Here is a 24621-nt window from a genome sequence, read left to right on the forward strand (position 1 = left end):
CGTCAAGTGTGACTTGCGCGACGTTGGAGTGCCCGGCCTGCACCTCCCGGCCGGGGAGGCGTAGCCTTTATTTCCGCTGTCCATCACCTTGTGAAGCGGAAGAGGGCGGTTACCGCCGTGTCGTCTCAGTCCCCCAGTACCCCGAGCTCCCCGACCGACCAAGACGGGCAGGGTCAGTCCCCTGCGGCCGCCTTCGGTGCCAATGAGTGGCTCGTCGACGAGATCTACCAGCAGTACCTCCAGGACCCGAATTCGGTCGATCGTGCCTGGTGGGACTTCTTCGCCGACTACAAGCCCGGAGCCGCGGAGACCCCCGCCGCCCCGGCCGCCACCACGCCGAGCACCCAGAGCGTGCCCGCCACGACGCAGACGGGCCCCGCACAGGCCGCGCCTGCCGCTCCGGCCGCCGCGCAGCCCGCCGCCGCGGCCCCCGCGGCCCCGGCTCCCGCGAAGCCCGCCGCCGCCCCGGCCGCCGTGAAGGCCGCCCCGGCTCCCGCCAAGGCCGCGCCGGCCGCGGAGGCCCCCGCGGGTCCCGAGCTGATCACCCTGCGCGGCCCGGCCGCCGCGGTCGCGAAGAACATGAACGCCTCGCTGGAGATGCCGACGGCCACGTCCGTCCGCGCCGTCCCGGTGAAGCTGCTCTTCGACAACCGGATCGTGATCAACAACCACCTGAAGCGCGCCCGGGGCGGGAAGATCTCCTTCACGCACCTGATCGGCTACGCGATGGTGCAGGCGATCAAGGCCATGCCGACGATGAACCACTCCTTCGCGGAGAAGGACGGCAAGCCGACCCTGGTCAAGCCGGAGCACGTGAACTTCGGCCTCGCGATCGACCTGGTGAAGCCCAACGGCGACCGCCAGCTCGTCGTCGCCGGCATCAAGAAGGCCGAGACCCTGAACTTCTTCGAGTTCTGGCAGGCCTACGAGGACATCGTCAAGCGCGCCCGCGTCGGCAAGCTGACGATGGAGGACTTCTCCGGCGTCACGGTCTCCCTGACCAACCCCGGCGGCCTCGGCACCGTCCACTCCGTGCCGCGTCTGATGCCCGGACAGTCGGTCATCATGGGCGTCGGCTCGATGGACTACCCGGCCGAGTTCCAGGGCACGTCCCAGGACACCCTGAACAAGCTGGGCATCTCCAAGGTCATGACCCTGACCTCGACCTACGACCACCGGGTCATCCAGGGTGCGGCCTCCGGCGAGTTCCTGCGGATCGTCGCCAACCTCCTCCTCGGCGAGGACGGCTTCTACGACGACGTCTTCAAGTCGCTGCGCATCCCCTACGAGCCGGTCCGCTGGCTCAAGGACATCGACGCCTCGCACGACGACGACGTCACCAAGGCCGCGCGCGTCTTCGAGCTGATCCACTCCTACCGGGTCCGCGGCCACGTCATGGCCGACACCGACCCGCTGGAGTACAAGCAGCGCAAGCACCCCGACCTGGACATCACCGAGCACGGCCTCACCCTGTGGGACCTGGAGCGCGAGTTCGCGGTCGGCGGCTTCGCCGGCAAGTCGATGATGAAGCTCCGCGACATCCTCGGCGTGCTCCGCGACTCGTACTGCCGCACCACCGGCATCGAGTTCATGCACATCCAGGACCCGAAGCAGCGCAAGTGGATCCAGGACCGCGTGGAGCGTCCCCACGCGCGCGTGGAGCGCGAGGAGCAGCTGCGCATCCTGCGCCGGCTGAACGCGGCGGAGGCCTTCGAGACCTTCCTGCAGACCAAGTACGTCGGTCAGAAGCGCTTCTCGCTGGAGGGCGGCGAGTCCGTCATCCCGCTGCTCGACGCGGTCATCGACTCCGCGGCGGAGTCCCGCCTGGACGAGGTCGTCATCGGCATGGCCCACCGCGGCCGCCTGAACGTCCTCGCGAACATCGTCGGCAAGTCGTACGCGCAGATCTTCCGCGAGTTCGAGGGCAACCTCGACCCGAAGTCGATGCACGGCTCCGGCGACGTGAAGTACCACCTGGGCGCCGAGGGCACCTTCACCGGCCTCGACGGCGAGCAGATCAAGGTCTCGCTGGTCGCCAACCCCTCGCACCTGGAGGCGGTCGACCCGGTCCTGGAGGGTGTCTCCCGCGCCAAGCAGGACGTCATCAACAAGGGCGGCACGGACTTCACCGTCCTGCCGGTCGCCCTGCACGGCGACGCGGCCTTCGCGGGCCAGGGCGTCGTGGCCGAGACGCTCAACATGTCGCAGCTGCGCGGCTACCGCACCGGCGGCACGGTCCACGTCGTCATCAACAACCAGGTCGGCTTCACCGCCGCCCCGGAGTCCTCGCGTTCGTCGATGTACGCGACCGACGTGGCGCGGATGATCGAGGCCCCGATCTTCCACGTGAACGGCGACGACCCGGAGGCCTGCGTCCGCGTGGCGCGGCTCGCCTTCGAGTTCCGCCAGACGTTCAACAAGGACGTCGTGATCGACCTCATCTGCTACCGCCGCCGTGGTCACAACGAGGGCGACAACCCGCAGTTCACCAACCCGCAGATGTACACCCTGATCGACAAGAAGCGTTCGGTGCGCAAGCTGTACACCGAGTCGCTCATCGGTCGCGGCGACATCACGCTGGAAGAGGCGGAGCAGGCGCTCCAGGACTTCCAGGGCCAGCTGGAGAAGGTCTTCGCGGAGGTCCGCGAGGCCACCGCCGCCCCGGCCCCGACCCAGGTCCCGGACCCGAAGCCGGAGTTCCCGGTCGCCGTCACCACCGCGGTCTCCCAGGAGGTCGTGAAGCGGATCGCCGAGTCGCAGGTCAACATCCCGGAGCGGATCACGGTCCACCCCCGTCTGCTGCCGCAGATGCAGCGCCGCGCGGCCTCGATCGACGACGGCACCATCGACTGGGGCTTCGGCGAGACCCTCGCCATCGGCTCCCTGCTGATGGAGGGCACCCCGGTCCGCCTCTCGGGCCAGGACTCCCGCCGCGGCACCTTCGGCCAGCGTCACGCGGTCCTGGTGGACCAGGAGACCGGCGAGGACTACACCCCGCTGCTCTACCTGGCCGAGGACCAGGCCCACTACAACGTCTACGACTCGCTGCTCAGCGAGTACGCGGCGATGGGCTTCGAGTACGGCTACTCGCTGGCCCGCCCGGACGCCCTGGTCGTCTGGGAGGCCCAGTTCGGTGACTTCGTCAACGGCGCGCAGACCGTCGTCGACGAGTTCATCTCCTCGGCCGAGCAGAAGTGGGGCCAGACCTCCGGCGTCACGCTGCTCCTGCCGCACGGCTACGAGGGCCAGGGCCCGGACCACTCGTCCGCGCGCCCGGAGCGCTTCCTGCAGATGTGCGCCCAGGACAACATGACGGTCGCCATGCCGACGCTGCCGTCGAACTACTTCCACCTGCTGCGCTGGCAGGTCCACAACCCGCACCACAAGCCGCTCATCGTCTTCACCCCGAAGTCGATGCTGCGCCTGAAGGCCGCGGCGTCGAAGGTGGAGGAGTTCACCACCGGCGGCTTCCGCCCGGTGATCGGCGACACGACGGTCAACCCGGCCGACGTCCGCAAGGTCGTCTTCTGCGCGGGCAAGGTCTACTACGACCTGGAGGCCGAGCGTCAGAAGCGCGGTGACACGGAGACCGCGATCATCCGTCTGGAGCGCCTGTACCCGCTGCCGGGTGCCGAGCTGCAGGCCGAGATCGCCAAGTACCCGAACGCCGCGAAGTACCTGTGGGCGCAGGAGGAGCCGGCGAACCAGGGTGCCTGGCCGTTCATCGCGCTCAACCTGATCGACCACCTGGACCTGGCGGTCGGCGCGGACATCCCGGCGGGCGAGCGCCTGCGCCGGATCTCCCGCCCGCACTCCTCGTCCCCGGCGGTCGGCTCGGCCAAGCGCCACCAGGCGGAGCAGGCCCAGCTGGTCGCGGAGGTCTTCGACGCGTAGTGCGTCCCGGACACCGCGGAGGCCCGGCACCCCACTCGGGGTGCCGGGCCTCCGGCGTTCCACCACGGCCTATTCTGATCGCATGTACTTCACCGACCGTGGCATCGAGGAACTGGAGAAGCGGCGCGGCGAGGAGGAGGTCACCTTCGAGTGGCTCGCCGAGCAGCTGCGGACGTTCGTCGACCTCAACCCCGACTTCGAGGTGCCGGTCGAGCGCCTCGCGACCTGGCTGGCACGTCTCGACGACGAGGACGACGACGAGTAGGCGGCAAGCCTGAGGCACGGCCCCGGAAGCGAGCCGGGGCCCGCCCGCAAGGGCCGATCGACGTGTAGATCGGCGAGGCCGATCGACGGGGCGGATCGACGGGGCGGATCGTCCGGGGCCGAGGGTCCGGGACCGACTGCCCGGGGCGCCGGCCAGGGAGCGCCGTGGGGCGGGAGCCGGGGAGCGCGCCTCGGGGCGCGTGGGCCGGAGCGCCGCACGGGGGCCGGAGCCGGGGAGCGCCGCACGAGGGCCGTGGGCCTAGGGGACCTCGCGCAGACGGTCGTAGGCGAGTCCCAGGGCCCCGTGGGCGACGAGCAGCACGCCGGCCGCCGTCCAGCCGCCGCTGCGGCGGCCGATCCCCCAGGCGAGCAGCGGCACTCCGGCCGCGAGCTGGACCACACCCAGGTGGCGGGCCCGGGGGCCGCGCAGGTACGGGCCGAGCGGGCCGCCCTCCAGCACATCCAGTTCGGCGCGCACCGCGTCGCGCCGGCCCGCGGCTTCGAGGAGCTCGGCGCCCTGCGCGTGGGCGACGGAGCGGAGCCGGTCGGGGCTGTCGCCGGGGGCGAGCCCCGTGGGCAGGGCGAGACCGGTGCCGGCGAGCACCGCGGCGAGGCCGACGAGCCGGGCGTGGGCGTCGGCGTCCGGGTCGGGCCGGGTGAGCGGCTCCAGGGCCTGGACTTCCAGGACCGGGTCGAGGTGGAGCCGGGCGGCGAAGGTGCGCATGGCCTCGTCCTCGCCGACCGGGGTGCCGTCGGCGAGCCAGGTGTATCCGACGGTGCGGCGGAATCCGGCGGCGAGCGTGAACCCGGCGCGGTCCCCGTCCCACCAGAGGGCGAGCACCGGCCAGGTGGCGGCGGAGACGGCGAGGGCGGTGGCCCAGCCGGTGACGACCCGTTCGACGGGCTCGCCGCCGTCGAGCCAGGGCCTCCCCTCGGGTACGAGGACGCTCCAATGGGGCCCGGCGGGCGCGAGCAGCAGCTGTTCCCTCAGCAGGCGGGCCGGCGGACGGACCGCCGACGACTCGGCACGGCAGAGCAGCAGCGCCCCGGCGGAACGGGGACCCGGTGTCGCGTTCATGGCCCTACGCTAGGCCAACTTGTCCCGGTTCGACGGTGAATGCCCTACCCTCAGACGCCCCTGTCGGGGGTGAATCGGGGTTGACTTGGGTCGACCGCGATATATCGTGTATAGCGAAAGACGCGATATGTTGCGTCACCCGGCACACGCCTCGGGCGTCGGCGCCGGCCATGACACGGGAGGGCAGCACCATGACAGAGTGGTCCGTCACCGAGCCCCGGAAGATCCCGCTGACCGAGTCCGTGACCCGGCTCCAGGTCCGCGTGGTCAACGGAACGGTGAACGTGGTGGGCACCGACGAGAGTTCCGCCCGCCTGGAGATCTCCGCGATCGAGGGCCCGCCGCTCATCGTCTCGCAGGAGGGCTCCACCCTGACGGTGACCTACGAGGACCTGCACTGGAAGGGCCTCCTCAAGTGGCTGGACCCCAAGGGACACCGGCGCAAGGTCGTCGTCTCCGTCGCCGTCCCCGCCGGTGCGGACGTCGAGGTCGGGGCCATCGGCGCCGAGACCGTGATCTCCGGCATCAAGGGGCGTACGGCCGTCCGCGGCGTCACCGGCGACACCACCCTCGTCGGCCTGGCAGGCCCGGTCCGCGCCGAGACCGTTTCCGGGAACCTGGAGGCGCAGTCCGTCACCGGCGCGCTCCAGATCAACTCCGTGACGGGCGACGTCACCGTGGTCGACGGGGCCTGCTCCTCCGTGAAGGCCGACACCGTCAGCGGGGACATGGTCATCGACCTCGACCCGGCGGCGGACCTCGACGGGCCGCCCGCCGACATCCGGCTCAGCAGCGTCTCCGGCGAGGTCGCCATCCGGCTGCCGCACCCGGCGGACGCCCGGGTCGAGGCGAGCACCACGAGCGGCGCCGTCTCCAACGCCTTCGAGGACCTGCGGGTCGGCGGCCAGTGGGGCGCCAAGTCCATCACCGGCACCCTCGGCGCCGGACGGGGCACGCTGAAGGCGACCACGATCTCCGGCTCCATCGCCCTGCTGCGCCGCCCCGAGCCCGAGCCGGACGGCGACGGCTGGACCGCCCCCTCCCCCGCGTCCGGAAAGGCCCTCTGACATGCCGCCCGTCTTCGCCCACGGTCGTCTCCGCCTCTATCTGCTCAAGCTGCTCGACGAGGCCCCCCGCCACGGGTACGAGGTCATCAGGCTCCTGGAGGAGCGCTTCCAGGGCCTCTACGCCCCGTCCGCGGGCACCGTCTACCCGCGGCTCGCCAAGCTGGAGGCCGAAGGGCTGGTCACGCACGCCACCGAGGGCGGCCGCAAGGTCTACTCGATCACCGACGCCGGCCGGGCCGAGCTGGCCGGGCGCGACGGCGAACTGGCCGACCTGGAGCTGGAGATCCGCGAGTCCGTCTCCGAGCTGGCCGCCGAGATCCGCGACGACGTGCGCGGCGCGGCGGGCAAGCTGCGCAGTGAGATGCGGGCGGCGGCGACGGCCTCCCGCAGCACGTCCTCGGACTTCCCCGACGCCAAGGAGGAGCTGCGCAAGGCCCGCCAGGAGTGGAAGGAGCAGGCCCGGAAGGCGCGCGAGGAGTGGAAGGAGCAGACCCGGCAGGCACGGGCCGAGGCCCAGTCGGCCAAGCGCCAGGCGAAGGAGTTCCAGCGGATCGCCCAGCAGGTCCAGGAGCAGGTGCAGGACCGGATGTCCCGCGGTGAGTGGCCCAAGGGAGTCTGGGAGGGCATCTCGGACATCACCGCCCAGCTGGGCAGCCTGGTGACGGGTTCGGCCCACGGCTCGCCCTCGACCCGCCCCGCCTCCCCCGAGCAGGCGGTCTCCGACTGGGCCAAGGACATCGACGCCGCGGCCGAGCCGGCCCGCGAGCTCGACCGGCTCCTCGACCGCTTCCGCGACGACATCCGCGACGCGGCCCGCGACCACGGCGTCAGCCGCGACCAGATGGCCGAGGCCCGACGCCACCTGGGCGCGGCGGCGGACAGCATCCTGTCGCTGCTGAAGCCGGAACGAAGCGGCGACCTGTAGGACCCGCGGCCCCGGCCGGCCACACCGGCCGGCCTGCCCGCCGCTCGCCCTCCCGGCCGGTTTCCCTCCGCCGCCCCGCCGCTCGCCCTCCCGGCCGGTCCGCCTCCGCCGCCCCGGCCGCCTCAGCCCCGTCGCGTCACGGTCACCGACACGGGCGCGCCCGGGGCCGCCAGGACGAGGGCCTTGCCCTGCTGGGGGCGGAGCACGATCGCCCTCCCCCGGGCCGCGACCTGCCACGCGCCCGGGGGCAGGGAGAGCTCGGTGACACGGGGGCCGCGCCGGGCGGCGGAGTCGTAGTCCAGGCGGTAGACGCCGGCCCCGGAGTCGTAGGAGGTGGTGCGGACCGTGCCGGCGACGGCCTCGGCGTAGGGCTCGGCGGTCAGTTCCTTGTTCGTACGGAAGGCTCCGGCGCCGTCCACCGCGCAGTAGCCGCCTCCGTAGCACCACTCCCAGCCCGCCCAGCCCGAGCTGTAGCGGCCGAGGGAGGCCATCGCCTCGCGGAAGAAGCGGTTCATGTTGGGCAGGGAGTTGTTGAGCGGGCCCCACTCCCCGACCACCACGGGGACCTTGTACTCCTTGGGGTACGCGGTGACGGCCTGCTCGTAGTTCTCGATCCAGCCTGCCGCGGGGTCGTAGTCGGCGCCCGCCTCCATGCCGCCGTTGTAGAAGTGCGGGGCGTAGACGACCCTGGGGTCGTCGACGCGGCCCAGGCCGGTGGGAACGCCCTCGCCCACGATCGGGGTCGGCTCGACGAAGATCCAGCCGTCCCGGTCGGCCGAACGGACCTCGTCCGCCAGCCGGTTGTACATCGGCGTCAGCTGCTCGCGCTCGATCCGGCGCGCGGCGGTCGGCAGGTCCTCGCCCTCACGGAGCTCGCCCATGGGCTCGTTGATCAGGTCGTAGCCGAGGACGGCCGGGTGGTTCCGGAAGCGCTCGGCGAGCACGCGCCACATCCGGGCCTGGGCGCGCCGCAGGTCCGGGTCCTCGTAGAGGTGGGTGAAGGCCCGCTGCACGGCGGGTTCGAAGTACTCGGAGAACCAGTCGTCGGGGTGCGGGGTGAAGGGCAGCCCGTCCGTCCGGGTCGCCCAGGCAGGGATGCCCCGGTGGCCGAACGCGGGACCGAAGACGTCCTGGTGGGCGTCGAGGACCACGTGCACGTCGTGCTTCTCGGCCCAGCCCAGGACGCGCTCGATCTTCCGGAGGTAGGCCTCGCTGTACTGGCCCCGCCGCGGTTCCAGGTCGTCCCAGAAGACCACCAGGCGGGCGAAGTTGAAGCCCTTGGCCCGCATGTCGCGGAAGTGCTTCTCGGTGATGCCGCTGAGCGCCTGGTCCCCGCTGTGGGCCTTGTCCGCGAGGTTCCAGCCGCGCAGGGTGAGCGCGCGGCCGCGCGCGTCGGTGAGGGCGGGTATCGCGTCCCCGCCGGTGTCCGCGTGAGCGGCGGTAGGGGCGAGCAGCGAGGCGAGAACGGCGCCCGCCACAAGGGTGGTTCGCAACAAGGGGACCTCCGGCACAACGATGGTGAGCGATGTTCACGTTTCGTCTGCCGGAGATCCCATCAGGATTACTGACAAGTCATCAAGGGGTCGTCACGAGTTGGTGAGGACGATCTTTCCGAAGAGCTCGCCCGACGCCATCTTCTCGAAGCCCTCGCGGGCCCGGTCGAGCGGCAGCACCTCGTCGATCACCGGCCGCAGGCCGGTCGCTGCGCAGAAGGCGAGCAGGTCCTCCAGCTCGTCCTTGGAGCCCATGGTCGAGCCGACCACCTTCAGCTCCAGGAAGAAGATCCGGGTCAGCTCGGCGTGCGAGGGCCGGTCGCCGCTGGTGGCACCGGAGATGACGAGCGTGCCGCCGGGGCGCAGCGACTTGACCGAGTGCGACCAGGTCGCGGCGCCGACGGTCTCGATGACCGCGTCCACGCGCTGCGGCAGGCGCGCGCCGGGCTCGTAGGCGTCGAGGGCACCCAGCTCGACGGCCCGCTTCCGCTTGGCCTCGTCCCGGCTGGTGGCGAAGACCCGCAGGCCGGCGGCCTTGCCCAGGGCGATGGCCGCGGTGGCGACGCCGCCGCCCGCACCCTGCACGAGGACCGAGTCCCCGGGCCGTACGCCCGCGTTGGTGAAGAGCATGCGGTACGCGGTGAGCCAGGCGGTCGGCAGGCAGGCGGCCTCCTCGAAGGACAGCTCCTTCGGCTTGGGCAGCACGTTCCAGCTGGGCACGGTGACGCGCTCGGCGAAGGTGCCCTGGTAACGCTCGGTCAGGATGGAGCGCGGCTCGTCCGGGCCGACCCCGTGGCCGGTCTGACCGATGACGGAGTGGAGGACGACCTCGTTGCCGTGCTCGTCGATGCCCGCGGCGTCGCAGCCGAGGATCATCGGCAGCTTCTCCTCGGGCAGTCCGACCCCGCGCAGCGACCACAGGTCGTGGTGGTTGAGCGAGGCGGCCTTGACGGTGACGGTGGTCCAGCCGGGCCGCACCTCGGGCTCGGGGCGTTCCCCCAGTTCGAGGCCGTTCAGGGGCTGGTCGCGGTCGATTCGGGCAGCGTAGGCGGCGAACATGGCCCCGACACTAGGGGCCGACGCCGATCACGCGGAACCACGCACCGGTGTGACGCATGTCCCTCACCGGTGCGCCGCCCACCCGGCGCACCCGCCCGCCCGGGGCACCTCGCGGCGGCGCACCCCGGACGGACGCGGGCCCCCCGAGCGGACGCGGCCTCCCGGACGGGACGCGCACCCCCCGCACGAGCAGGAAGGGCCCCGTACGTGTCGTACGGGGCCCTTCACGGGGACTGCTGCGCGACTGCGCGACTGCGCGACTCCGCGTCAGCGGCGGGCGACGCCCTCCGCACGGGCGGCGGCGGCGACCGCGGCCGCGACGGCCGGGGCGACCCGCTCGTCGAACGGCGACGGGATCACGAGGTCGGCGGCGAGCTGGTCGCCGACCACGCCGGCGATGGCGTCGGCCGCGGCGATCTTCATGCCCTCGGTGATCCGGGAGGCCCGGACCTGCAGCGCGCCGGCGAAGATGCCGGGGAACGCCAGGACGTTGTTGATCTGGTTCGGGTAGTCCGAACGCCCGGTGGCCACGACCGCCGCGTACTTGTGCGCGACGTCCGGGTGCACCTCGGGGTTCGGGTTGGCCATGGCGAACACGAAGGAGTTCGGCGCCATGGACGCGACGGCCTCCTCCGGGACCGTGCCACCGGAGACGCCGATGAAGACGTCCGCGCCGGCGAGGGCGGTCTCCAGGGAGCCCGACAGGCCCGCCTTGTTGCTGAGCTCCGCGATCTCGCGCTTGACGTCCGTCAGGTCGTCACGGTCCGTGCTCACGATGCCCTTGCGGTCGGTGACGGCGACGTCGCCGATGCCGGCCTCCAGCAGGAACTTGGCGATGGCCACACCGGCCGCACCGGCGCCCGAGATCACCGCGCGCAGGTCGCCCAGGGTCCGGTCGGTCAGCTTCGCCGCGTTGCGGAGGGCGGCGAGGGTGACGATCGCGGTACCGTGCTGGTCGTCATGGAAGACGGGAATGTCCAGGCGCTCCTGGAGCTTGCGCTCGATCTCGAAGCACCGGGGCGCCGAGATGTCCTCCAGGTTCACGCCGCCGAAGGACGGGGCGAGCCGGACGACGGTCTCGACGATCTCGTCGGTGTCGGTGGTCGCGAGCGCGATCGGCACCGCGTCCACGCCGCCGAACTGCTTGAAGAGGATGGCCTTCCCCTCCATCACCGGAAGCGAGGCCTCCGGACCGATGTCGCCGAGTCCGAGCACGGCCGTGCCGTCGGTCACGACGGCCACGACCTGGGACTTCCAGGTGTAGTCGTTGACCAGCTCGGGCTGCTCCGCGATTGCCGTGCACACCTTGGCGACGCCGGGCGTGTACGCGAGGGACAGGTCGTCCTTGTCGCGCAGCGGCACCGTGGCCTGGATGGCCATCTTGCCGCCGCGGTGCAGCGCGAAGGCCGGATCGAAGGGCTCGCCGGGAGCCCCTTCCGTGCCGCTGTCGCTGCGAGGATTGACGATCTCCGCTGCCATTGGGTTGACCCCTTAAGTCTTCTTCATTTGAGGGTGGCCACTCCCTGTTGAGGAGGTGGGCGGGTCCCGCGGCCGCCGTGTCTGGCAGCCGCGCGGGCGCGCCGCACAACGCGCCCTGAGCCCCGGATGAGGGGTGTAAGGATCCTTCTTACCGGACGGACGGGTCCGGAGACGAGTCGATACAGCATCGGTGACGCGACTCATACCGAGCGCTACCGGGTGCAGACAGAGAACGACACGTCACCCGATGTCCCGAAAGATGCATTCCCTACCCGAATAGCGGGCTTCGTGTCGTCCGAATGGCGAGATCAGCGGGATAATTTTCGGTGCGGGGAACACTTCTCCGGAGAAGTTCTCCCTAGGGGGGACTGGTGTCCGACATTCCGGGACGTCCCGTTACCCGATTTTGACATCCGGTCCCATCGGATTGAGGCAGTCCGAATGGCAAGATGCGTGAATCACACGAGGTCGCGGCACTCGAAGGTGCGTGCGCGGCCTAAGGCAACTCCCTCACACGCCGGAGGAACCCGACCATGACCGCACGCTCCACGCGCTGTACGACCGTCGCCAAGAGCCGGACGTCCCGTCTTGCCGCGGTCGCCGCCATCGCGGTCGCCGGCTCGATGCTGCTGACCGCCTGCGGCGACCAGACCGAGGGCGGCTCCACGAAGGAGGGCGGCTCCTCCTCCGCCGCCGCGAGCAAGGCCCCCCTCTTCTCCAAGCTCCCCGCCGACATCCAGAAGGCCGGCGTCATCAAGGTCGGCACGGACGCCACCTACGCCCCGATGGAGTTCAAGAAGGGCGAGGAGATCGTCGGTGTCGACCCCGACATCGCGGCTGCCCTCTCCAAGCAGCTCGGTGTGACCTTCCAGTTCGAGAGCGGCACCTTCGACACCCTCCTCACCGCCCTGCCGACCGGCCGGACGGACATCGTGATGTCCTCCATGACCGACACCAAGGCCCGCCAGGAGGGCCTGGACGACAAGGGCAACAAGACCGGCACCGGTGTCGACTTCGTCGACTACTTCACCGCCTCCACCGGCATCCTGGTGAAGAAGGGCAACCCGGAGAACATCAAGTCCCTCGACGACCTGTGCGGCAAGAAGCTGGCCGTCCAGCGCGGCACCACGTACGAGCAGGCCGCCAAGGACCAGGCCGAGAAGTGCAAGAAGGACGGCAAGCCGGCCCTCACCTTCGAGTCCTTCCCGACCGACGCCGAGGCTCAGACCCGCGTGAAGGCCGGTGGCGCCGTCGCCGACCTCAACGACTCGCCGGTCGCGGCCTACATCGCCCAGACGGCGGGTGGCGGCAACGACTTCGAGGCCATCGCCAACAAGACCGACGCGGGCTTCTTCGGCATCGCCGTCGACAAGAAGAACACGCAGCTGCGGGACGCCCTCGCCGCTGCCCTGGACGCGGCCATCAAGGACGGCAGCTACAAGGCCGCCCTCGACAAGTGGAACGCCGGCGACGGCGCCATCCCCGCGGCCAAGATCAACGGCGGCTCCTGACCCTCGTCCCGTAACACCGAAGGGCAGTCGTTGTGACTGACAAGATCGACAAGGTCCCGGCCGGGGCGTCCCCCGTCCCGGCGGGGACCCCCCCGGAGGCGATCAAGGCCATTCCGGTGCGCCACTACGGCCGCTGGGTCGCCGGAGTGCTGGTCGTCGCCCTCCTGGCCCTGCTCGTCTTCGCCTTCTCGCAGGGCGACGTGCGCTGGGCCACCGTGCCGGAGAAGCTCTTCGACCCGAGCATCCTCACGGGTCTGTGGCACACCATCCTGATCAGCGTGGCCTCGATGGCGCTGGGCCTCGTGCTCGGCATCATCTTCGCGATCATGCGCCTCTCGAAGAACCCGGTGACCAACAGCGTCGCCTGGCTCTACATCTGGATCTTCCGGGGGACCCCGGTCTACGTCCAGCTGCTCATCTGGTTCAACCTCGCCCTGATCTTCCCGATCTTCAACATCGGGTTCTACAAGGACGAGATGACCGACGTCATGACCCCCTTCCTGGCCGCCCTCCTGGGCCTCGGCCTCAACGAGGGCGCCTACATGGCGGAGATCGTCCGCGCGGGCATCCAGTCCGTCGACGAGGGGCAGACCGAGGCCGCGCACGCGCTCGGCATGTCCCAGGGCAGGACCATGCGCCGGGTGATCCTGCCGCAGTCGATGCGCGTGATCATCCCGCCGAGCGGCAACGAGTTCATCAACATGCTGAAGACCTCGTCCCTGGTCGTCGCGGTGCAGTACCAGGACCTGCTGCGCAGCGCACAGGACATCGCCTCGACCTCGTTCGCGGTGATGGAGATGTTCTTCGTCGCCTCGGTCTGGTACCTGGCGCTGACCTCGGTGTTCAGCGTCGGCCAGTACTACCTGGAGCGGCACTACGCGAAGGGCGCACTGCGCTCCCTGCCGCCGACGCCGTGGCAGAAGGTCAAGGCGAACCTCTCCCGATTCTCCAACCGTGAGGCGGTGGCCAAGTGACTGCCATGGTGAAGGCCGAGGGCGTCCACAAGTCCTACGGCGCCGCGCACATCCTCAAGGGCATCGACCTGGAGGTGCAGAACGGTGAGGTGTTCTGCCTGGTCGGTCCGTCCGGCTCCGGCAAGTCCACCTTCCTGCGCTGCATCAACCACCTGGAGAAGATCAACGCCGGCCGGCTCTCGGTCGACGGCCAGCTGGTCGGCTACCGCCAGAAGGGCGACAAGCTGTACGAGCTGAAGGACAGCGAGGTCGCGGCCCAGCGCCGGGACATCGGCATGGTCTTCCAGCGCTTCAACCTCTTCCCGCACATGACGGCCCTGGCCAACGTCATGGAGGCGCCGATGCAGGTGAAGGGCGAGTCCAGGGCGGTGGCGCGCGAGCGCGCCGAGCGCCTGCTCGACCGCGTCGGCCTGGCCGACAAGGCGAACAACTACCCCTCGCAGCTCTCCGGCGGCCAGCAGCAGCGCGTCGCCATCGCCCGTGCGCTGGCGATGGAGCCCAAGCTGATGCTCTTCGACGAGCCGACCTCGGCCCTCGACCCCGAGCTCGTGGGTGACGTCCTCGACGTCATGCGCGACCTGGCGGAATCGGGCATGACGATGATCGTCGTCACCCACGAGATGGGCTTCGCCCGCGAGGTGGGCGACTCGCTCGTCTTCATGGACGGCGGCGTCGTCGTCGAGTCCGGCCACCCGCGGGACGTTCTGACGAACCCGCAGCACGACCGGACGAAGGCGTTCCTGTCGAAGGTGCTGTAGCAAAGCGAACGGCCCGCCGGTGGAAACCGGCGGGCCGTTCGGCTTTCGCAGCCCGCGTCAGCGGCCGGACACGTATCCGACCGGGCCGGCCACGTAGTACACCGGCCTCCCGCTCGGGCCGTCCTGCGACTCGACCTTGAAGTGCACGAGATAGCGGCTCGTGCCGTCGAGCTTCCCTTCGGGGAAGTCGTAGTCGCCCCCTCTGTCCTGTCGGTGCGTCCGGGATGCCTGCGACGCGCCCCGGTGCGCGAAAGACGCTAGCCGTGGCACCCGGCGGCCCCGGCGCATTCGAGGAAGACCTGAGCGTGTTGTGCGGACGCGAACCTGCCCGGCCGGGTCGGCCCGGCACGCATTCCCGTTCCGGCGTGCGGCTACTTCACCGCGAGCAGCAGCGTGTCCGACGGCGAGGCCCATACGGTCCGGGCCTCGGCGAAGCCTGCGGCGCGGAGGGTGTCGGCGTGCCAGCGGGGCGAGGGCGCGTCGCCGTCCGCGTGCTCCCCGTAGATCTCGAAGCGGCGGGCGGTCGGTTCGGCGAGGACCGGGTCCTTGGCGGCGAGCGCCCACCAGTCGGCCCAGTCGAGGACGCCGTCGGCCTTGTCCTGCTCCATGCGGGCGTGCCGCTGGGCACGCTCGGCGGCGTTGATGCGCGGGGTGGTCCCGTCGATCATGTGGTCGGCGTTCATGAAGACCCCGCCTTCCCGCACGAGACCGGCGACCTGCCCGTAGAGGGCGGCCAGGGGCTCGCTGTGCAGCCAGTGCAGGGCGGTGGCGGTCAGGACGGCGTCGTACGAGTCGTACGGCAGCGCGTCGGCCCACGCCGGGTCCTTGAGGTCGGCGGTCACGAAGCGGACGCGGGCGTCGCCGTCGAAGTAGCCCTCGGCGATCGCGAGCAGGGCGGGGTCGAGATCGACCCCGGTGCTGGTGGCGCGCGGGAACCGGCGGAGCACCCGGTCCGTGATACTTCCCGTACCGCAGGCGAGGTCGAGCACGCGGGGCTCCGGTCCCACGACCGCCTCGACCATGTCGAGCATGACGCGGAACCGCTCCTCGCGGTCGGGCATGTACCACTCCTGCTGGCGGTCCCAGCTCTGCTGCCAGGCCGCCCAGTCGGTTCCGGTCGTCTTCGCGTCCGTGCGTCCGGTCATGGCTCCGCCTCCACTGCCGTCGTAATACCCTCGAAGGGAAGGCGTCGCTTACCCTTCCCCGCCCCGACCCTAGCCCGCCGGAGTAAGGACTACAAGTGGAACTGGCCTATTACTCGGATTACGCCGTACGTCTGGTCAACACCGAGGAGCCGGCCCGCAACAAGGACTCGCTCACCTCCGTCGAAGCGGTCCGGGAGCTCTTCGGCACGGCCTCCCAGATGGCCCGCCGGGCGACGGACGCCGACGTGACGCGCTTCCGTTCGGTACGCGCCCGGCTGCGCGCGGTCTTCACCGCGGCGGACGAGGGCGACCACACCGGTGCGGTGGACCTCCTGAACTCCCTGCTCCTGGAGTTCCCGGTCAGCCCGCAGATCTCCGGCCACGACTACCTCGACGACGAGGGGCGGCCGCGCTGGCACATGCACCTCGCGGATCACCCGTCGAACGCGACCGCGGGCTACGCGGCCATCGCCGCGATGGGGCTCGCCTTCCACCTCACGGAGTTCGGCGCCGACCGCCTCGGTCTGTGCCAGGCCTCGCCCTGCCGCAACGCCTACCTGGACACCTCCACGAACCGCTCCCGGCGCTACTGCTCCGACCGCTGCGCGACCCGCGCCAACGTGGCCGCCTACCGCGCCCGCAAGCGCCTGGAGGCGGAGGCGGAGCGCACCGGCCTCACGGCCGACAGCAACCAGGAGACGACCACCCCGACCGACCGCTGACGCCCGGGGGTGACGGGCCGGTACCGCGCCCGCACCCGCCCGAGCACGAGCTGCTCCGGTACGACGCCGAACACCCGGCTGTCCCCCTCGGCGTCCGGGTTGTCCCCCAGCACCCACCACCCGCCGTCCCGCCGCTCGACGAGCCGCTTCACGATGAGCAGGTCCTGCTGCAGGGGATGCCGCAACACGGCCACGTTCCCGGCCCGCAGCCGGGCCCCGTAATGCACGAACAGCTGATCGCCGTGCAGCAGGGTGGGCACCATCGACACCCCCGTCACCTCGGCGATCCCGAACGGGGCCCCGGACTCGCGCCCGGGCTCACGCCCCGATTCCACCATTCGACACCTCCCGGTCCGATCGTCCACGAGTCCCATGGTGACCCTGGACTTTTGTCCTAAGCACCAGGGGGCGCTCGCGAAAACACGCCCCTCACCGAGTAATGTCCCACCTGAGAAGACGATCACGAGGAAGGACAGCAGCATGCTCTCCCGCCTGTTTGCCCCCAAGGTGAAGGTCAGCGCCCACTGCGACCTCCCGTGCGGCGTGTACGACCCGGCCCAGGCCCGCATCGAGGCCGAGTCGGTCAAGGCCGTCCAGGAGAAGTACCAGGCCAACGAGGACCCGCACTTCCGGGCCCGCGCCACGGTCATCAAGGAGCAGCGCGCGGAGCTCGCCAAGCACCACGTCTCGGTGCTGTGGAGCGACTACTTCAAGGCGCCGCACTTCGAGAAGTACCCCGAGCTCAACCAGCTCGTGAACGACACCCTGAAGGCCCTGTCGGCGGCGAAGGCCTCGACGGACCCGAAGACGGGCGAGAAGGCGCTGGAGCTCATCGCCGAGATCGACCGCATCTTCTGGGAGACGAAGAAGGCCTGACCTTCTTCCCCACCTGCCCGGAAGGGGCCCGGCCGCACGGCGGCCGGGCCCCTTCTGCGTGCGGTCGTGGGACCTCCCGCCCTCCCGGGCTCCCGCCGTTCCCCGGCCCGCACCGCTCACTAGGCTGGTGGGCATGACCACGCCCTCGCCCGCGCCCCTGACCGTGGAAGCCGCCCGGCGCCTCCAGGGCGTGCTCCGCGCCGAGATCGGCCCGGGGCTCAGCGAGCGGGAACTCGACGCGGTGGAGGCCCGGTTCGGCTTCACCTTCTCGGCGGACCACCGGGTCTTCCTCGCCGCGGGGCTCCCCCTCGGCTCCTCGCGGTGGCCCGACTGGCGCAACGGCGACCCCGAGGACCTGGCCGAGCGGCTGGCGCGGCCGGTGGAGGGCGTGCTCTTCGACGTGGAGCACAACGGGTTCTGGCACCCGCTCTGGCCGTCGAGGCCCGCGGAGACGTCCGACGCGCTGCGCGTCGCGCGTGCCGAGCTGGCGACCGTGCCGCGGCTGATACCCGTCTACGCGCACCGTTACCTGCCCGGCACGGCGGGCGAGTCGGGTCATCCGGTGCTCTCCGTCTGGCAGACCGACGTCGTCACCTACGGGAACGATCTCGCGGACTACGTCCACCACGAGTTCACCGGCCGCCCGAGCAGCCGCCTCGCCCACACGACCGTCGACTTCTGGGCCTGCTTCGTCGAGGGCGGTCCAGGCACCGACGTCAGCCTGCCCACGCCGTTCACCCCGTACGCCACGAGCCCGCAGGAGGCACTCGACTGCCTCCGGATGCTGGCCCTGGAGCGCCTGATCGGCCGACGGCACCTTCCTGAGCAGCTCGTCGAGGCCGGCCTCACGGCCCTGGTCCTCGACGTCGGGACCGAGTCCCTGCCCCTCCTCGCCGGACTGACCCGCTCCGAGCACGAGCAGGCCGAGGCCCTGTTCGACCGGGTGGTGACCGAACTCGGACTGTGCCGGGCACTTCCGGCCGACACCACCGACCTCCCCTGGGAGGAGGTTCGCTGGGAACTCGTCCGCTGGTGGCTCCGGCTGATCGTCAAGGGCAGCCTGGCCCCCGGCGCCGGCGGCGACCTGATCACGTACGAAGGCTGGGGCGCACTGGCCCGACCGCAGGCGCTCAGGCCACTGGTCGACAGGACGGACGCCTACAACGCCTGGGAGGCGATCCGGCGCGGCGACAGGGAACAACGAGCGGAGGCGATCGTCACCGAGGCGGAACGCCTGCTCGCCGGGCCCTGGCCGCCTCAGGCCTGAACGCGTCGCCGGTCGTGCGGCCGATGCCGGGGGCGTCGCCGGCGTCCCCGCTGCCCGTCAGCGCGCCGGCAGGGAGTAGCGGCGCTTCTCCTTCGACGTGGCGCCCAGGCGGTCGTAAAAGCGGATGGCGCCGTCGTTCCAGGTGGGGGTCTGCCATTGGATCTCGGTGAGGCCGAGAGCGCGGGCCTCCCTGCGGATCGCGGCCATCAGGAGGGCGCCGAGGCCGTGGCCCCGGGCGGTCTCCGTGAGGTAGAGGCAGTCCATGTGGAGGTACTCGGCGGCGCCCCACGTGGAGATCTCCGGGGCGCAGGTGGCGTAGCCGGCGACGGTGCCGTCGGGGAGTTCGGCGACCAGGCAGCGCAGGCGGGGCGCCTCGGTGGCGAACAGGAGGCGGTGGAGTCCGGCGGCCAGGCCCGGGGGCGGGGGCGCGGCGTTCTCGTAGGCGGCGTGTTCGGCGGCCAGTTCCGCGACCCGGGGCAGGTCCTCGGGGTGGGCGTGGCGGACGAGGGGGACGCTCATCGGACCTCCCCCGCGAGGGCGTCCGCGGCCCACGCGGCCACGCGCCGTTCCGCCGGGCCGGTGCCGTCGAGGACGTGCCGCACGAAGGCCTCCCGCTCGTGGGACAGGATCGCGGCCTCCCAGACGCAGGGGGCGAGCCCGGCGCGGCCGGGGCGGAGTTCGGCGGGGCGGGCGGCCGGGCCGGTCCAGATCGCGAGGTCCGACATGTGCCCCTCGATCCAGCTGTGGACGAGCACGTAGTCGCCGTCGCCGCCCGCGTGCGCGACGAGCACCGCGAGACCCAGCGAGCCCCGGTGACGGCCCAGCGCCAGGTGGTCCGCCGCCAGGTGGAGGACGGGGGCCAGCTCCGCCTCGCCCACCGTACGGCCGGGGGCCTCCAGGCCGTACGGCTTCAGGACGTGGCCCGCGAGCCGCCTGGAGCCCAACGGCCGTGCCGTGCGCGCGTGATGGTCATCCGCCAGCGCCATGGCGGCGCCCCAGTCCCCGTGATCGCTCATACCGTCATCATGCACGGTCCCGCCGTCCCGCCCGCGCGCAGCCACCGGCGGTACGGCGCCGCGCGCAGGGCCGCCTCGCGGTAGGCGGCGGTCAGTTCCGCGTACGGCCGGTCGAGCGGCACCCCCGGGGCCGCGAACAGCAGCAGCCGGACGGCCAGCGGGTCGCCGCGCAGGGGGCGGACGGCCATGTCCTCCCGCGGGCCCGAGGTGGGCTGGCACGGGGCGACGGCCTCGCCGAGGGCGATCAGCGAGGCGGCGGTGTGGTAGTCCGCCTGCAGCACCGGCGGGTCGAGGCCCGCGGCGGCCAGGACCCGGCGCAGCCCGTCCCATTCGCCGTCGACGGCCGGGTCGACCGTCCAGCGGTCGTGGGCCAGGTCGGCGAGGTCGACGACCTCGCGGGCCGCCGCCGGGTGGTCGCGGGCCATGGAGATGAACTGGGGCTCCCGTTCCACCAGTACGCGGCCCTGGAGGCCCTCCGGGACCCGCAGCGGGCAGCCCTCGACCTCGTGGACGAAGGCCAGGTCGAGCTGGCCGGCGGCCACCGTGCGCAGCAGGGCGTTGGCGGAGACGTCCACGCGCAGGGCGATGTCCGTGCCGGGCTGGTCCTCGCGGAGCCGGCGCAGCCAGCCCGGCAGGGCGCGACTGGCCGTGGAGCCGACCCGGAGCGACGGGCCGCCGGTGCGGGCGGCGGCGGCCCGTGTCTCGGCGATGAGCGCCGACAGGCCGTCGACGAGCGGTCGGGCCCGGCTGAGCACGGTGCGGCCGAGCGGCGTGGGGTGGCAGCCGGTGCGGCCCCTGGAGAAGAGCTCGGCGCCGAGGGCGTTCTCGATGCGGCGGAGCTGGGTGGTCAGGGAGGGCTGGCTGACGCCGAGTTGGCGGGCGGCCTTGTGCAGGCTGCCGGTGTCCGCGATGGCGCAGAGCGCCCGCAGGTGCCTCACCTCCAGCTCCATGCTCCGAGGTTAGGGGGCCTTTCGGGCCCCGCGCCAGACCACCCGCGCACCACCTTCCGTCACGTCAAGTGGCTTACTGTGACGTCGAGTTGAGATTGGCGTGATGTCATCGCGTTATCGGCGGATGACATCATTCCCCATCCGCCCCGGCTCCCCCGACACTCTCCTCAACCCCACAGGAGGAGCCCCCCATGCGTCATCCGAAGATCCTCACGTCCTTACTGACCGCCGCCCTCGGTGCCGGCCTCACGCTCTCCCTCGGCGCCGCCCCGGCCTCCGCCGACCAGCCGGCCGACCGGTCCTACGGGTCGTACGCGGCCTACGCCGGTTCGGCCGAGGAGGCCAGGGCCAACCAGGCGTTCTTCGACGCCGTCGTCAAGTCGGTCGCGAAGAAGCGGGCCGCCACGCCTGGTGCCACCGCCGTCACCGTGGTCTACAGCGCCGCCAACGCGCCGAGCTTCCGCACCCAGATATCCCGCTCGGCGCAGATCTGGAACGGCTCCGTCGTCAACGTCCGTCTGGTGGAGGGAGCCAACGCCGACTTCGCGTACTACGAGGGCAACGACTCCCGCGGCTCGTACGCGAGCACCGACGGGCACGGAAACGGCTACATCTTCCTCGACTACCGGCAGAACCAGCAGTACAACTCCACCCGCGTCACCGCCCACGAGACCGGGCACGTCCTCGGCCTCCCCGACCACTACAGCGGCCCGTGCAGTGAGCTGATGTCCGGCGGCGGGCCCGGCACGTCCTGCCAGAACGCGTACCCGAACTCCCAGGAGCGCTCCCGCGTCGACCAGTTGTGGCGCTACGGGCTCGCCACGGCCGTCAAGGCGGGCTGAGCGAGCCGGGGGTGAGGAACGGGGCCGCTTGGTAGCGTGGCGGGCATGCCCGACGAGCGGAGCACCACCCTGTACGAGGCCGTGGGCGGCGCCGAGGCGCTGCGCCGGCTCTCCGACACCTTCTACGCGGCGGTCCTCGCGGACCCCCTCCTCGCCCCCGTCTTCGCCGACTTCACACCCACCCATGTCGAACACGTCGCCGTGTGGCTGGCCGAGGTCTTCTCCGGACCGGCCGACTTCACGGCACGCCACGGCGGCCATCACGCCCTGCTCACCGCACACCTCGGACTCGGCATCACCGAGGAACAGCGACTGCGCTGGATGGAGCTGATGACCGCGGCCGTGGAGAAGGAACTCCCGGACGACGCACTGCTGCGCCGCCGGGTCGTGGAGTACTTCGACTGGGGGACCCGGATCGCCAAGGACGTCTCGGCCTCGGCGCCGGGTACGGATCTGGGCGAGCCCGGCCCCACGCCCCGTTGGGGCTGGGACGGCCTCGCCTGAGGTCGCTCCGGGGAGACGCCGAGGAGCCCCGCCCGGAGTCGAGGAGCCCTGGCCGGACGCCGAGGAACCCCACCCGCACGGTGAGGAGCCCTGCCGGCACGTCACGCCGCCTGCGGCAGCCTCCTGCCGAACTCCGTGCCCGGCGGCAGCTGGCGGCGGACCCGGTCGAGGGCCTCCTCGAAGTCGCCGCCCGCGACGCCCGACTCGTAGGCCGCGCCGCCGCAATGGAGGGTGAGGCTGAGGTCGGCGCGCTCTCCGAGGGTCAGCAGGCAGCTGAGCGTGGCCTGCTGGGTGGTGCCGTCCGCGAGGACGGGGAGGGGAAGGTCCCACTCCAGGACGCACCCGGTGAGGACCTGCCCGCCCTCGTCCGCGGCGCTCAGGGCGGCGAAGCTCGCGCCCGTGTACTCGATTCCCCTGATGCGGGTGGCCACATGGCCCCCGTCGACCGTGATGACGATCGCTTCCGCACCACGGCGGTCCCGGTACCAACCGGTCCAGACTTCTGTCGACTCCGATGACATGCGCGGACTGTAGCGGTATGACCGGCTCCGGCGCGCGGCCGGTCACCCCGGGGCCGGACTTCTCCCGGTCTCGTCGTTCTTGCCGGTCACGTGCGCGGTCGTGGCTTCCGCACCTTCGTTCCCGGCGGTGCCGCGCCCGTCCCCGGGCCCGTCCCCGGAGCCGCCTCCGGCGGTCCCGTCAGCGCTCCCGGCGGTCCCGGGGGCATCCTCGGTCGCCGCGGAGGCGTCCTCGGCACGCTCGGGCTCGTACAGCTCGCACCGCGGGTTGCGGCACGGCAGGACCTCCCATTCCGGCACCCAGGCCCCCAGGACCTTGTGCCGGTGGGCGTGCACGTGACGGGGCTCCCCGCAGGCCGGGCAGGGGTGCTCGGCCCGGGGGTCCCGTGTGGTGTGCGGCGCCGCGTCGACCATGTCTCCAGCCTAGGGCGCGCCCCCCGTCACCGCTTCCTGGTGTAGGTCCGCACGACGACCCCGTTGCTGAAGGACCGCACGTCCTCCAGCGCGAAGTCGTGGATGCCGAAGCCGGCACCGAACATCGGCATTCCGGAGCCGTAGACCTGCGGGTAGGCCTTGATGACGAGCTCGTCGATCTCGTCGACCAGCTGTCCCGCGACCTGGGCGCCGCCGCAGAGCCAGATGCCCAGCGAGCTGTCCTCGGCCTTGAGCTCGCGGACCCTGGCGACCAGGTCGCCTGCGACCAGCTCGACGTTCGGGTCGGGCGACTCGGTGAGCGAGCGGGTCGCGACGATCTCGCGCAGATGGGCGTACGGGCTGGTGATGCCGGCGTCCAGGGCGAGGCGGTACGAGCCGAGGCCCTGGATCACCGTGTCGAAGCGCTTGTTGGGCACGTCCGCGAGACCGACGGACTCCCGGAAGGGGGCGGGGATCGTGTCCGGGTACTCGGTGTTCATGAAAGCGGCGTACTCCTCGTCCACGAACTGGAACATGGACGAGGCGTCGCCATGGGGGTCGCCGATGAAGCCGTCGAGGGTGCAGGCGACGTAGTACGTGAGCTTGCGCAAGCCGGAATCTCTTTCCTCAGGGGGCGTGGCCTCGCTGACCACTGCACCTATAGTGCTCCACACGTAGTGGTTACGCAAGCCCCTTCTCGAAAGATTCAGCGAGTGCGCCGCGTCACGAACTCCGCGAGCGCCAGCAGGTCCCCGGCTGCCGCCAAGTCCGGCACCGCCCGCGAGAGTTGTTCGACCGCGCGGGCCATCCGCTCCGCCGCCTGACTCTGCGCCCAGTCCCGGCCGCCCGCCCGCTCCACCGCGTCCGCCGCGACACGCACCGCCTCGGCGCCGAGGACCGGACGGGCGTACAGCTCGGCCAGCTCCTCCCCCGCCGGGGTGCCGGAGGCGAGCGCCGCGACCACGGGCAGCGACTTCTTGCGCGCCACGAGATCGGCACCGGCCGGCTTGCCCGTGCGCCCCGGGTCGCCCCAGATGCCGATCAGGTCGTCGATCAGCTGGAACGCGAGCCCGGCCTCGCGGCCGAACGCGTCCATCGCCGCGACCGCCTCCTCGCCCGCCCCCGCGTACAGCGCGCCGAGCGCGCAGGCGCAGCCGAGCAGGGCCCCGGTCTTGGCGGTGGCCATGGCCGTCACCTCGTCCAGGGAGACCTCGTGCGGCCCGCGCTCCTCGAAGGCGCAGTCCGCCTGCTGTCCCGCGCAGAGCTCGATGACGCAGGCGGCGAGCCGGGCCGCCGCCTCGCCCGCGGCCGGGTGGGGGTCCTCGGCGAGCAGCCGCAGCGCGAGCGCGTTCATGGCGTCGCCCGCGAGCAGCGCGTCCGGGATCCCGAACACGGCCCAGGCCGTCGGCCGGTGACGGCGGGTCGGATCCTCGTCGATGATGTCGTCGTGGAGCAGGGTGAAGTTGTGGGCCAGCTCCACCGCCGCCGCCGCCCGCACCGCGGGGGCCGGGTCGGCGCCGAACGCGCGGGTCGCGGCGAGCACCAGGGCAGGCCGGATCGCCTTGCCGCCCCGCCCGCCGGCCGGACTGCCGTCCGCTTCCTCCCAGCCGAAGTGGTACGCGGCGATACGCCGTATCTGCCCCGGCAGCGACGCCACGGTCGTGCGCAGTTGGGGGTCCACGGCGCCGCGCGCCCGGTCCAGGAGCAGTAGGGCGCCCTGTTCTCCGGTCGCGGTCTGCGCGCTGGTCGTCATGTTCGCAGTCACCTTCCGCACGGGGCCCTGCGCGGGCCCGGGGTTCACGTTCCTCGGACGGATACGGCGGGGCGGGGGCCCGTCGGCCCGGCCCCCATCCCGCGGCACCGGC

General features: G+C 71.7%; 25 protein-coding genes. 12 read left to right on the forward strand and 13 right to left on the reverse strand.

Features of this window, described 5'->3' with window-relative positions; all coding sequences use genetic code 11:
• The first annotated feature begins 117 nt into the window (after positions 1 to 117).
• Both AB0M16_RS03815 and AB0M16_RS03820 read left to right on the forward strand, forming a co-directional pair.
• Positions 118 to 3894 (forward strand): multifunctional oxoglutarate decarboxylase/oxoglutarate dehydrogenase thiamine pyrophosphate-binding subunit/dihydrolipoyllysine-residue succinyltransferase subunit, encoded by a 3777-nt coding sequence (locus AB0M16_RS03815; RefSeq protein ID WP_365338374.1) that lies wholly within the window; start codon positions 118 to 120, stop codon positions 3892 to 3894.
• Positions 3895 to 3976: 82 nt separating this feature from the next.
• Complete coding sequence (locus AB0M16_RS03820) at positions 3977 to 4159, forward strand: DUF6104 family protein (protein WP_019075209.1); 183 nt, start codon at positions 3977 to 3979, stop codon at positions 4157 to 4159.
• A 258-nt stretch (positions 4160 to 4417) separates the two neighbouring features.
• On the opposite strand, the gene AB0M16_RS03825 is transcribed toward AB0M16_RS03820, so the two are convergent.
• Positions 4418 to 5236 (reverse strand): hypothetical protein, encoded by an 819-nt coding sequence (locus AB0M16_RS03825; protein ID WP_365338376.1) that lies wholly within the window; start codon positions 5234 to 5236, stop codon positions 4418 to 4420.
• A gap of 191 nt (positions 5237 to 5427) precedes the next feature.
• Between AB0M16_RS03825 and AB0M16_RS03830 the strand changes: the two genes are divergently transcribed.
• On the forward strand, positions 5428 to 6303 hold the full coding sequence (locus AB0M16_RS03830) for a DUF4097 family beta strand repeat-containing protein (RefSeq protein WP_365338378.1): 876 nt from the start codon (positions 5428 to 5430) through the stop codon (positions 6301 to 6303).
• A 1-nt stretch (position 6304) separates the two neighbouring features.
• Entirely contained in the window at positions 6305 to 7228 is a 924-nt protein-coding gene (locus AB0M16_RS03835; protein WP_365338380.1) for a helix-turn-helix transcriptional regulator, read from the forward strand.
• Positions 7229 to 7350: 122 nt separating this feature from the next.
• Here AB0M16_RS03835 and AB0M16_RS03840 read toward each other — a convergent pair whose 3' ends face one another.
• The 3 genes from AB0M16_RS03840 to AB0M16_RS03850 form a co-directional block, all read right to left on the reverse strand.
• A complete protein-coding gene (locus tag AB0M16_RS03840) occupies positions 7351 to 8724 on the reverse strand; it encodes a cellulase family glycosylhydrolase (protein WP_365338382.1) in 1374 nt (457 codons plus the stop codon).
• Between the two features lie 90 nt (positions 8725 to 8814).
• Positions 8815 to 9780: a zinc-binding dehydrogenase gene (locus AB0M16_RS03845; RefSeq protein WP_365338384.1), complete on the reverse strand. Its 966-nt coding sequence runs from the start codon at positions 9778 to 9780 to the stop codon at positions 8815 to 8817.
• A gap of 267 nt (positions 9781 to 10047) precedes the next feature.
• Positions 10048 to 11259, reverse strand: a complete 1212-nt coding sequence (locus AB0M16_RS03850; RefSeq protein WP_365338386.1) for an NADP-dependent malic enzyme — start codon at positions 11257 to 11259, stop codon at positions 10048 to 10050.
• A gap of 533 nt (positions 11260 to 11792) precedes the next feature.
• Between AB0M16_RS03850 and AB0M16_RS03855 the strand changes: the two genes are divergently transcribed.
• The 3 genes from AB0M16_RS03855 to AB0M16_RS03865 are packed head-to-tail and all read left to right on the forward strand — an operon-like array spanning position 11793 to position 14502.
• Entirely contained in the window at positions 11793 to 12770 is a 978-nt protein-coding gene (locus AB0M16_RS03855) for an ABC transporter substrate-binding protein (protein ID WP_365338388.1), read from the forward strand.
• A 32-nt stretch (positions 12771 to 12802) separates the two neighbouring features.
• A complete protein-coding gene (locus AB0M16_RS03860) occupies positions 12803 to 13744 on the forward strand; it encodes an amino acid ABC transporter permease (RefSeq protein WP_365338390.1) in 942 nt (313 codons plus the stop codon).
• The gene (locus AB0M16_RS03865) at positions 13741 to 14502 is read left to right on the forward strand and encodes an amino acid ABC transporter ATP-binding protein (RefSeq protein WP_365338392.1); all 762 of its coding nucleotides are present in this window, start codon (positions 13741 to 13743) and stop codon (positions 14500 to 14502) included. Before AB0M16_RS03860 ends, AB0M16_RS03865 begins: the two co-directional genes overlap by 4 nt.
• A 371-nt stretch (positions 14503 to 14873) precedes the next feature.
• Here AB0M16_RS03865 and AB0M16_RS03870 read toward each other — a convergent pair whose 3' ends face one another.
• Entirely contained in the window at positions 14874 to 15647 is a 774-nt protein-coding gene (locus AB0M16_RS03870) for a class I SAM-dependent methyltransferase (protein ID WP_365338393.1), read from the reverse strand.
• Positions 15648 to 15742: 95 nt separating this feature from the next.
• Between AB0M16_RS03870 and AB0M16_RS03875 the strand changes: the two genes are divergently transcribed.
• A complete protein-coding gene (locus AB0M16_RS03875) occupies positions 15743 to 16369 on the forward strand; it encodes a CGNR zinc finger domain-containing protein (protein ID WP_365338395.1) in 627 nt (208 codons plus the stop codon).
• On the opposite strand, the gene sodX is transcribed toward AB0M16_RS03875, so the two are convergent.
• On the reverse strand, positions 16276 to 16707 hold the full coding sequence (sodX, locus tag AB0M16_RS03880) for a nickel-type superoxide dismutase maturation protease (protein ID WP_365338397.1): 432 nt from the start codon (positions 16705 to 16707) through the stop codon (positions 16276 to 16278). The two genes, AB0M16_RS03875 and sodX, sit on opposite strands and share 94 nt — an antisense overlap.
• Positions 16708 to 16849: 142 nt before the next feature.
• On the opposite strand from sodX, the gene sodN reads away from it, so the two are divergent.
• Both sodN and AB0M16_RS03890 read left to right on the forward strand, forming a co-directional pair.
• Positions 16850 to 17245: a superoxide dismutase, Ni gene (gene sodN / locus AB0M16_RS03885; RefSeq protein ID WP_030207400.1), complete on the forward strand. Its 396-nt coding sequence runs from the start codon at positions 16850 to 16852 to the stop codon at positions 17243 to 17245.
• A 133-nt stretch (positions 17246 to 17378) separates the two neighbouring features.
• Positions 17379 to 18512 (forward strand): hypothetical protein, encoded by a 1134-nt coding sequence (locus AB0M16_RS03890; RefSeq protein ID WP_365338399.1) that lies wholly within the window; start codon positions 17379 to 17381, stop codon positions 18510 to 18512.
• 57 nt (positions 18513 to 18569) lie between these two features.
• Here the strand turns inward: AB0M16_RS03890 and AB0M16_RS03895 are convergent, their stop codons facing one another.
• Genes AB0M16_RS03895 through AB0M16_RS03905 form a run of 3 tightly spaced genes read right to left on the reverse strand, consistent with a single transcriptional unit; the run spans position 18570 to position 20478 of the window.
• The gene (locus AB0M16_RS03895) at positions 18570 to 19031 is read right to left on the reverse strand and encodes a GNAT family N-acetyltransferase (protein ID WP_365338401.1); all 462 of its coding nucleotides are present in this window, start codon (positions 19029 to 19031) and stop codon (positions 18570 to 18572) included.
• Positions 19028 to 19528, reverse strand: coding sequence for a hypothetical protein (locus AB0M16_RS03900; RefSeq protein WP_365338403.1), 501 nt, complete (start codon positions 19526 to 19528; stop codon positions 19028 to 19030). Before AB0M16_RS03900 ends, AB0M16_RS03895 begins: the two co-directional genes overlap by 4 nt.
• A complete protein-coding gene (locus tag AB0M16_RS03905; protein ID WP_365338405.1) occupies positions 19525 to 20478 on the reverse strand; it encodes a LysR family transcriptional regulator in 954 nt (317 codons plus the stop codon). The genes AB0M16_RS03900 and AB0M16_RS03905 overlap by 4 nt, the downstream gene beginning before the upstream one ends.
• A 191-nt stretch (positions 20479 to 20669) precedes the next feature.
• Here AB0M16_RS03905 and snpA point away from each other — a divergent pair, with 191 nt between their 5' ends.
• Together snpA and AB0M16_RS03915 are read left to right on the forward strand one after the other, a co-directional pair.
• Positions 20670 to 21320: a snapalysin gene (snpA, locus tag AB0M16_RS03910; protein ID WP_365338407.1), complete on the forward strand. Its 651-nt coding sequence runs from the start codon at positions 20670 to 20672 to the stop codon at positions 21318 to 21320.
• A gap of 45 nt (positions 21321 to 21365) precedes the next feature.
• Positions 21366 to 21824, forward strand: a complete 459-nt coding sequence (locus tag AB0M16_RS03915) for a group II truncated hemoglobin (RefSeq protein WP_365338409.1) — start codon at positions 21366 to 21368, stop codon at positions 21822 to 21824.
• A gap of 101 nt (positions 21825 to 21925) precedes the next feature.
• Here AB0M16_RS03915 and AB0M16_RS03920 read toward each other — a convergent pair whose 3' ends face one another.
• From AB0M16_RS03920 to AB0M16_RS03935, 4 genes are all read right to left on the reverse strand, one after another.
• On the reverse strand, positions 21926 to 22345 hold the full coding sequence (locus AB0M16_RS03920; RefSeq protein ID WP_365338411.1) for a DUF6304 family protein: 420 nt from the start codon (positions 22343 to 22345) through the stop codon (positions 21926 to 21928).
• A gap of 42 nt (positions 22346 to 22387) precedes the next feature.
• Complete coding sequence (locus AB0M16_RS03925; protein ID WP_365338413.1) at positions 22388 to 22756, reverse strand: hypothetical protein; 369 nt, start codon at positions 22754 to 22756, stop codon at positions 22388 to 22390.
• 26 nt (positions 22757 to 22782) lie between these two features.
• On the reverse strand, positions 22783 to 23367 hold the full coding sequence (locus AB0M16_RS03930; protein WP_365338415.1) for a dihydrofolate reductase: 585 nt from the start codon (positions 23365 to 23367) through the stop codon (positions 22783 to 22785).
• A 95-nt stretch (positions 23368 to 23462) separates the two neighbouring features.
• The gene (locus tag AB0M16_RS03935; protein ID WP_365338417.1) at positions 23463 to 24509 is read right to left on the reverse strand and encodes a family 2 encapsulin nanocompartment cargo protein polyprenyl transferase; all 1047 of its coding nucleotides are present in this window, start codon (positions 24507 to 24509) and stop codon (positions 23463 to 23465) included.
• Between the last annotated feature and the right edge of the window lie 112 nt (positions 24510 to 24621).

Source organism: Streptomyces sp. NPDC051921 (genome assembly GCF_040680975.1).
GTDB lineage: Bacteria > Actinomycetota > Actinomycetes > Streptomycetales > Streptomycetaceae > Streptomyces.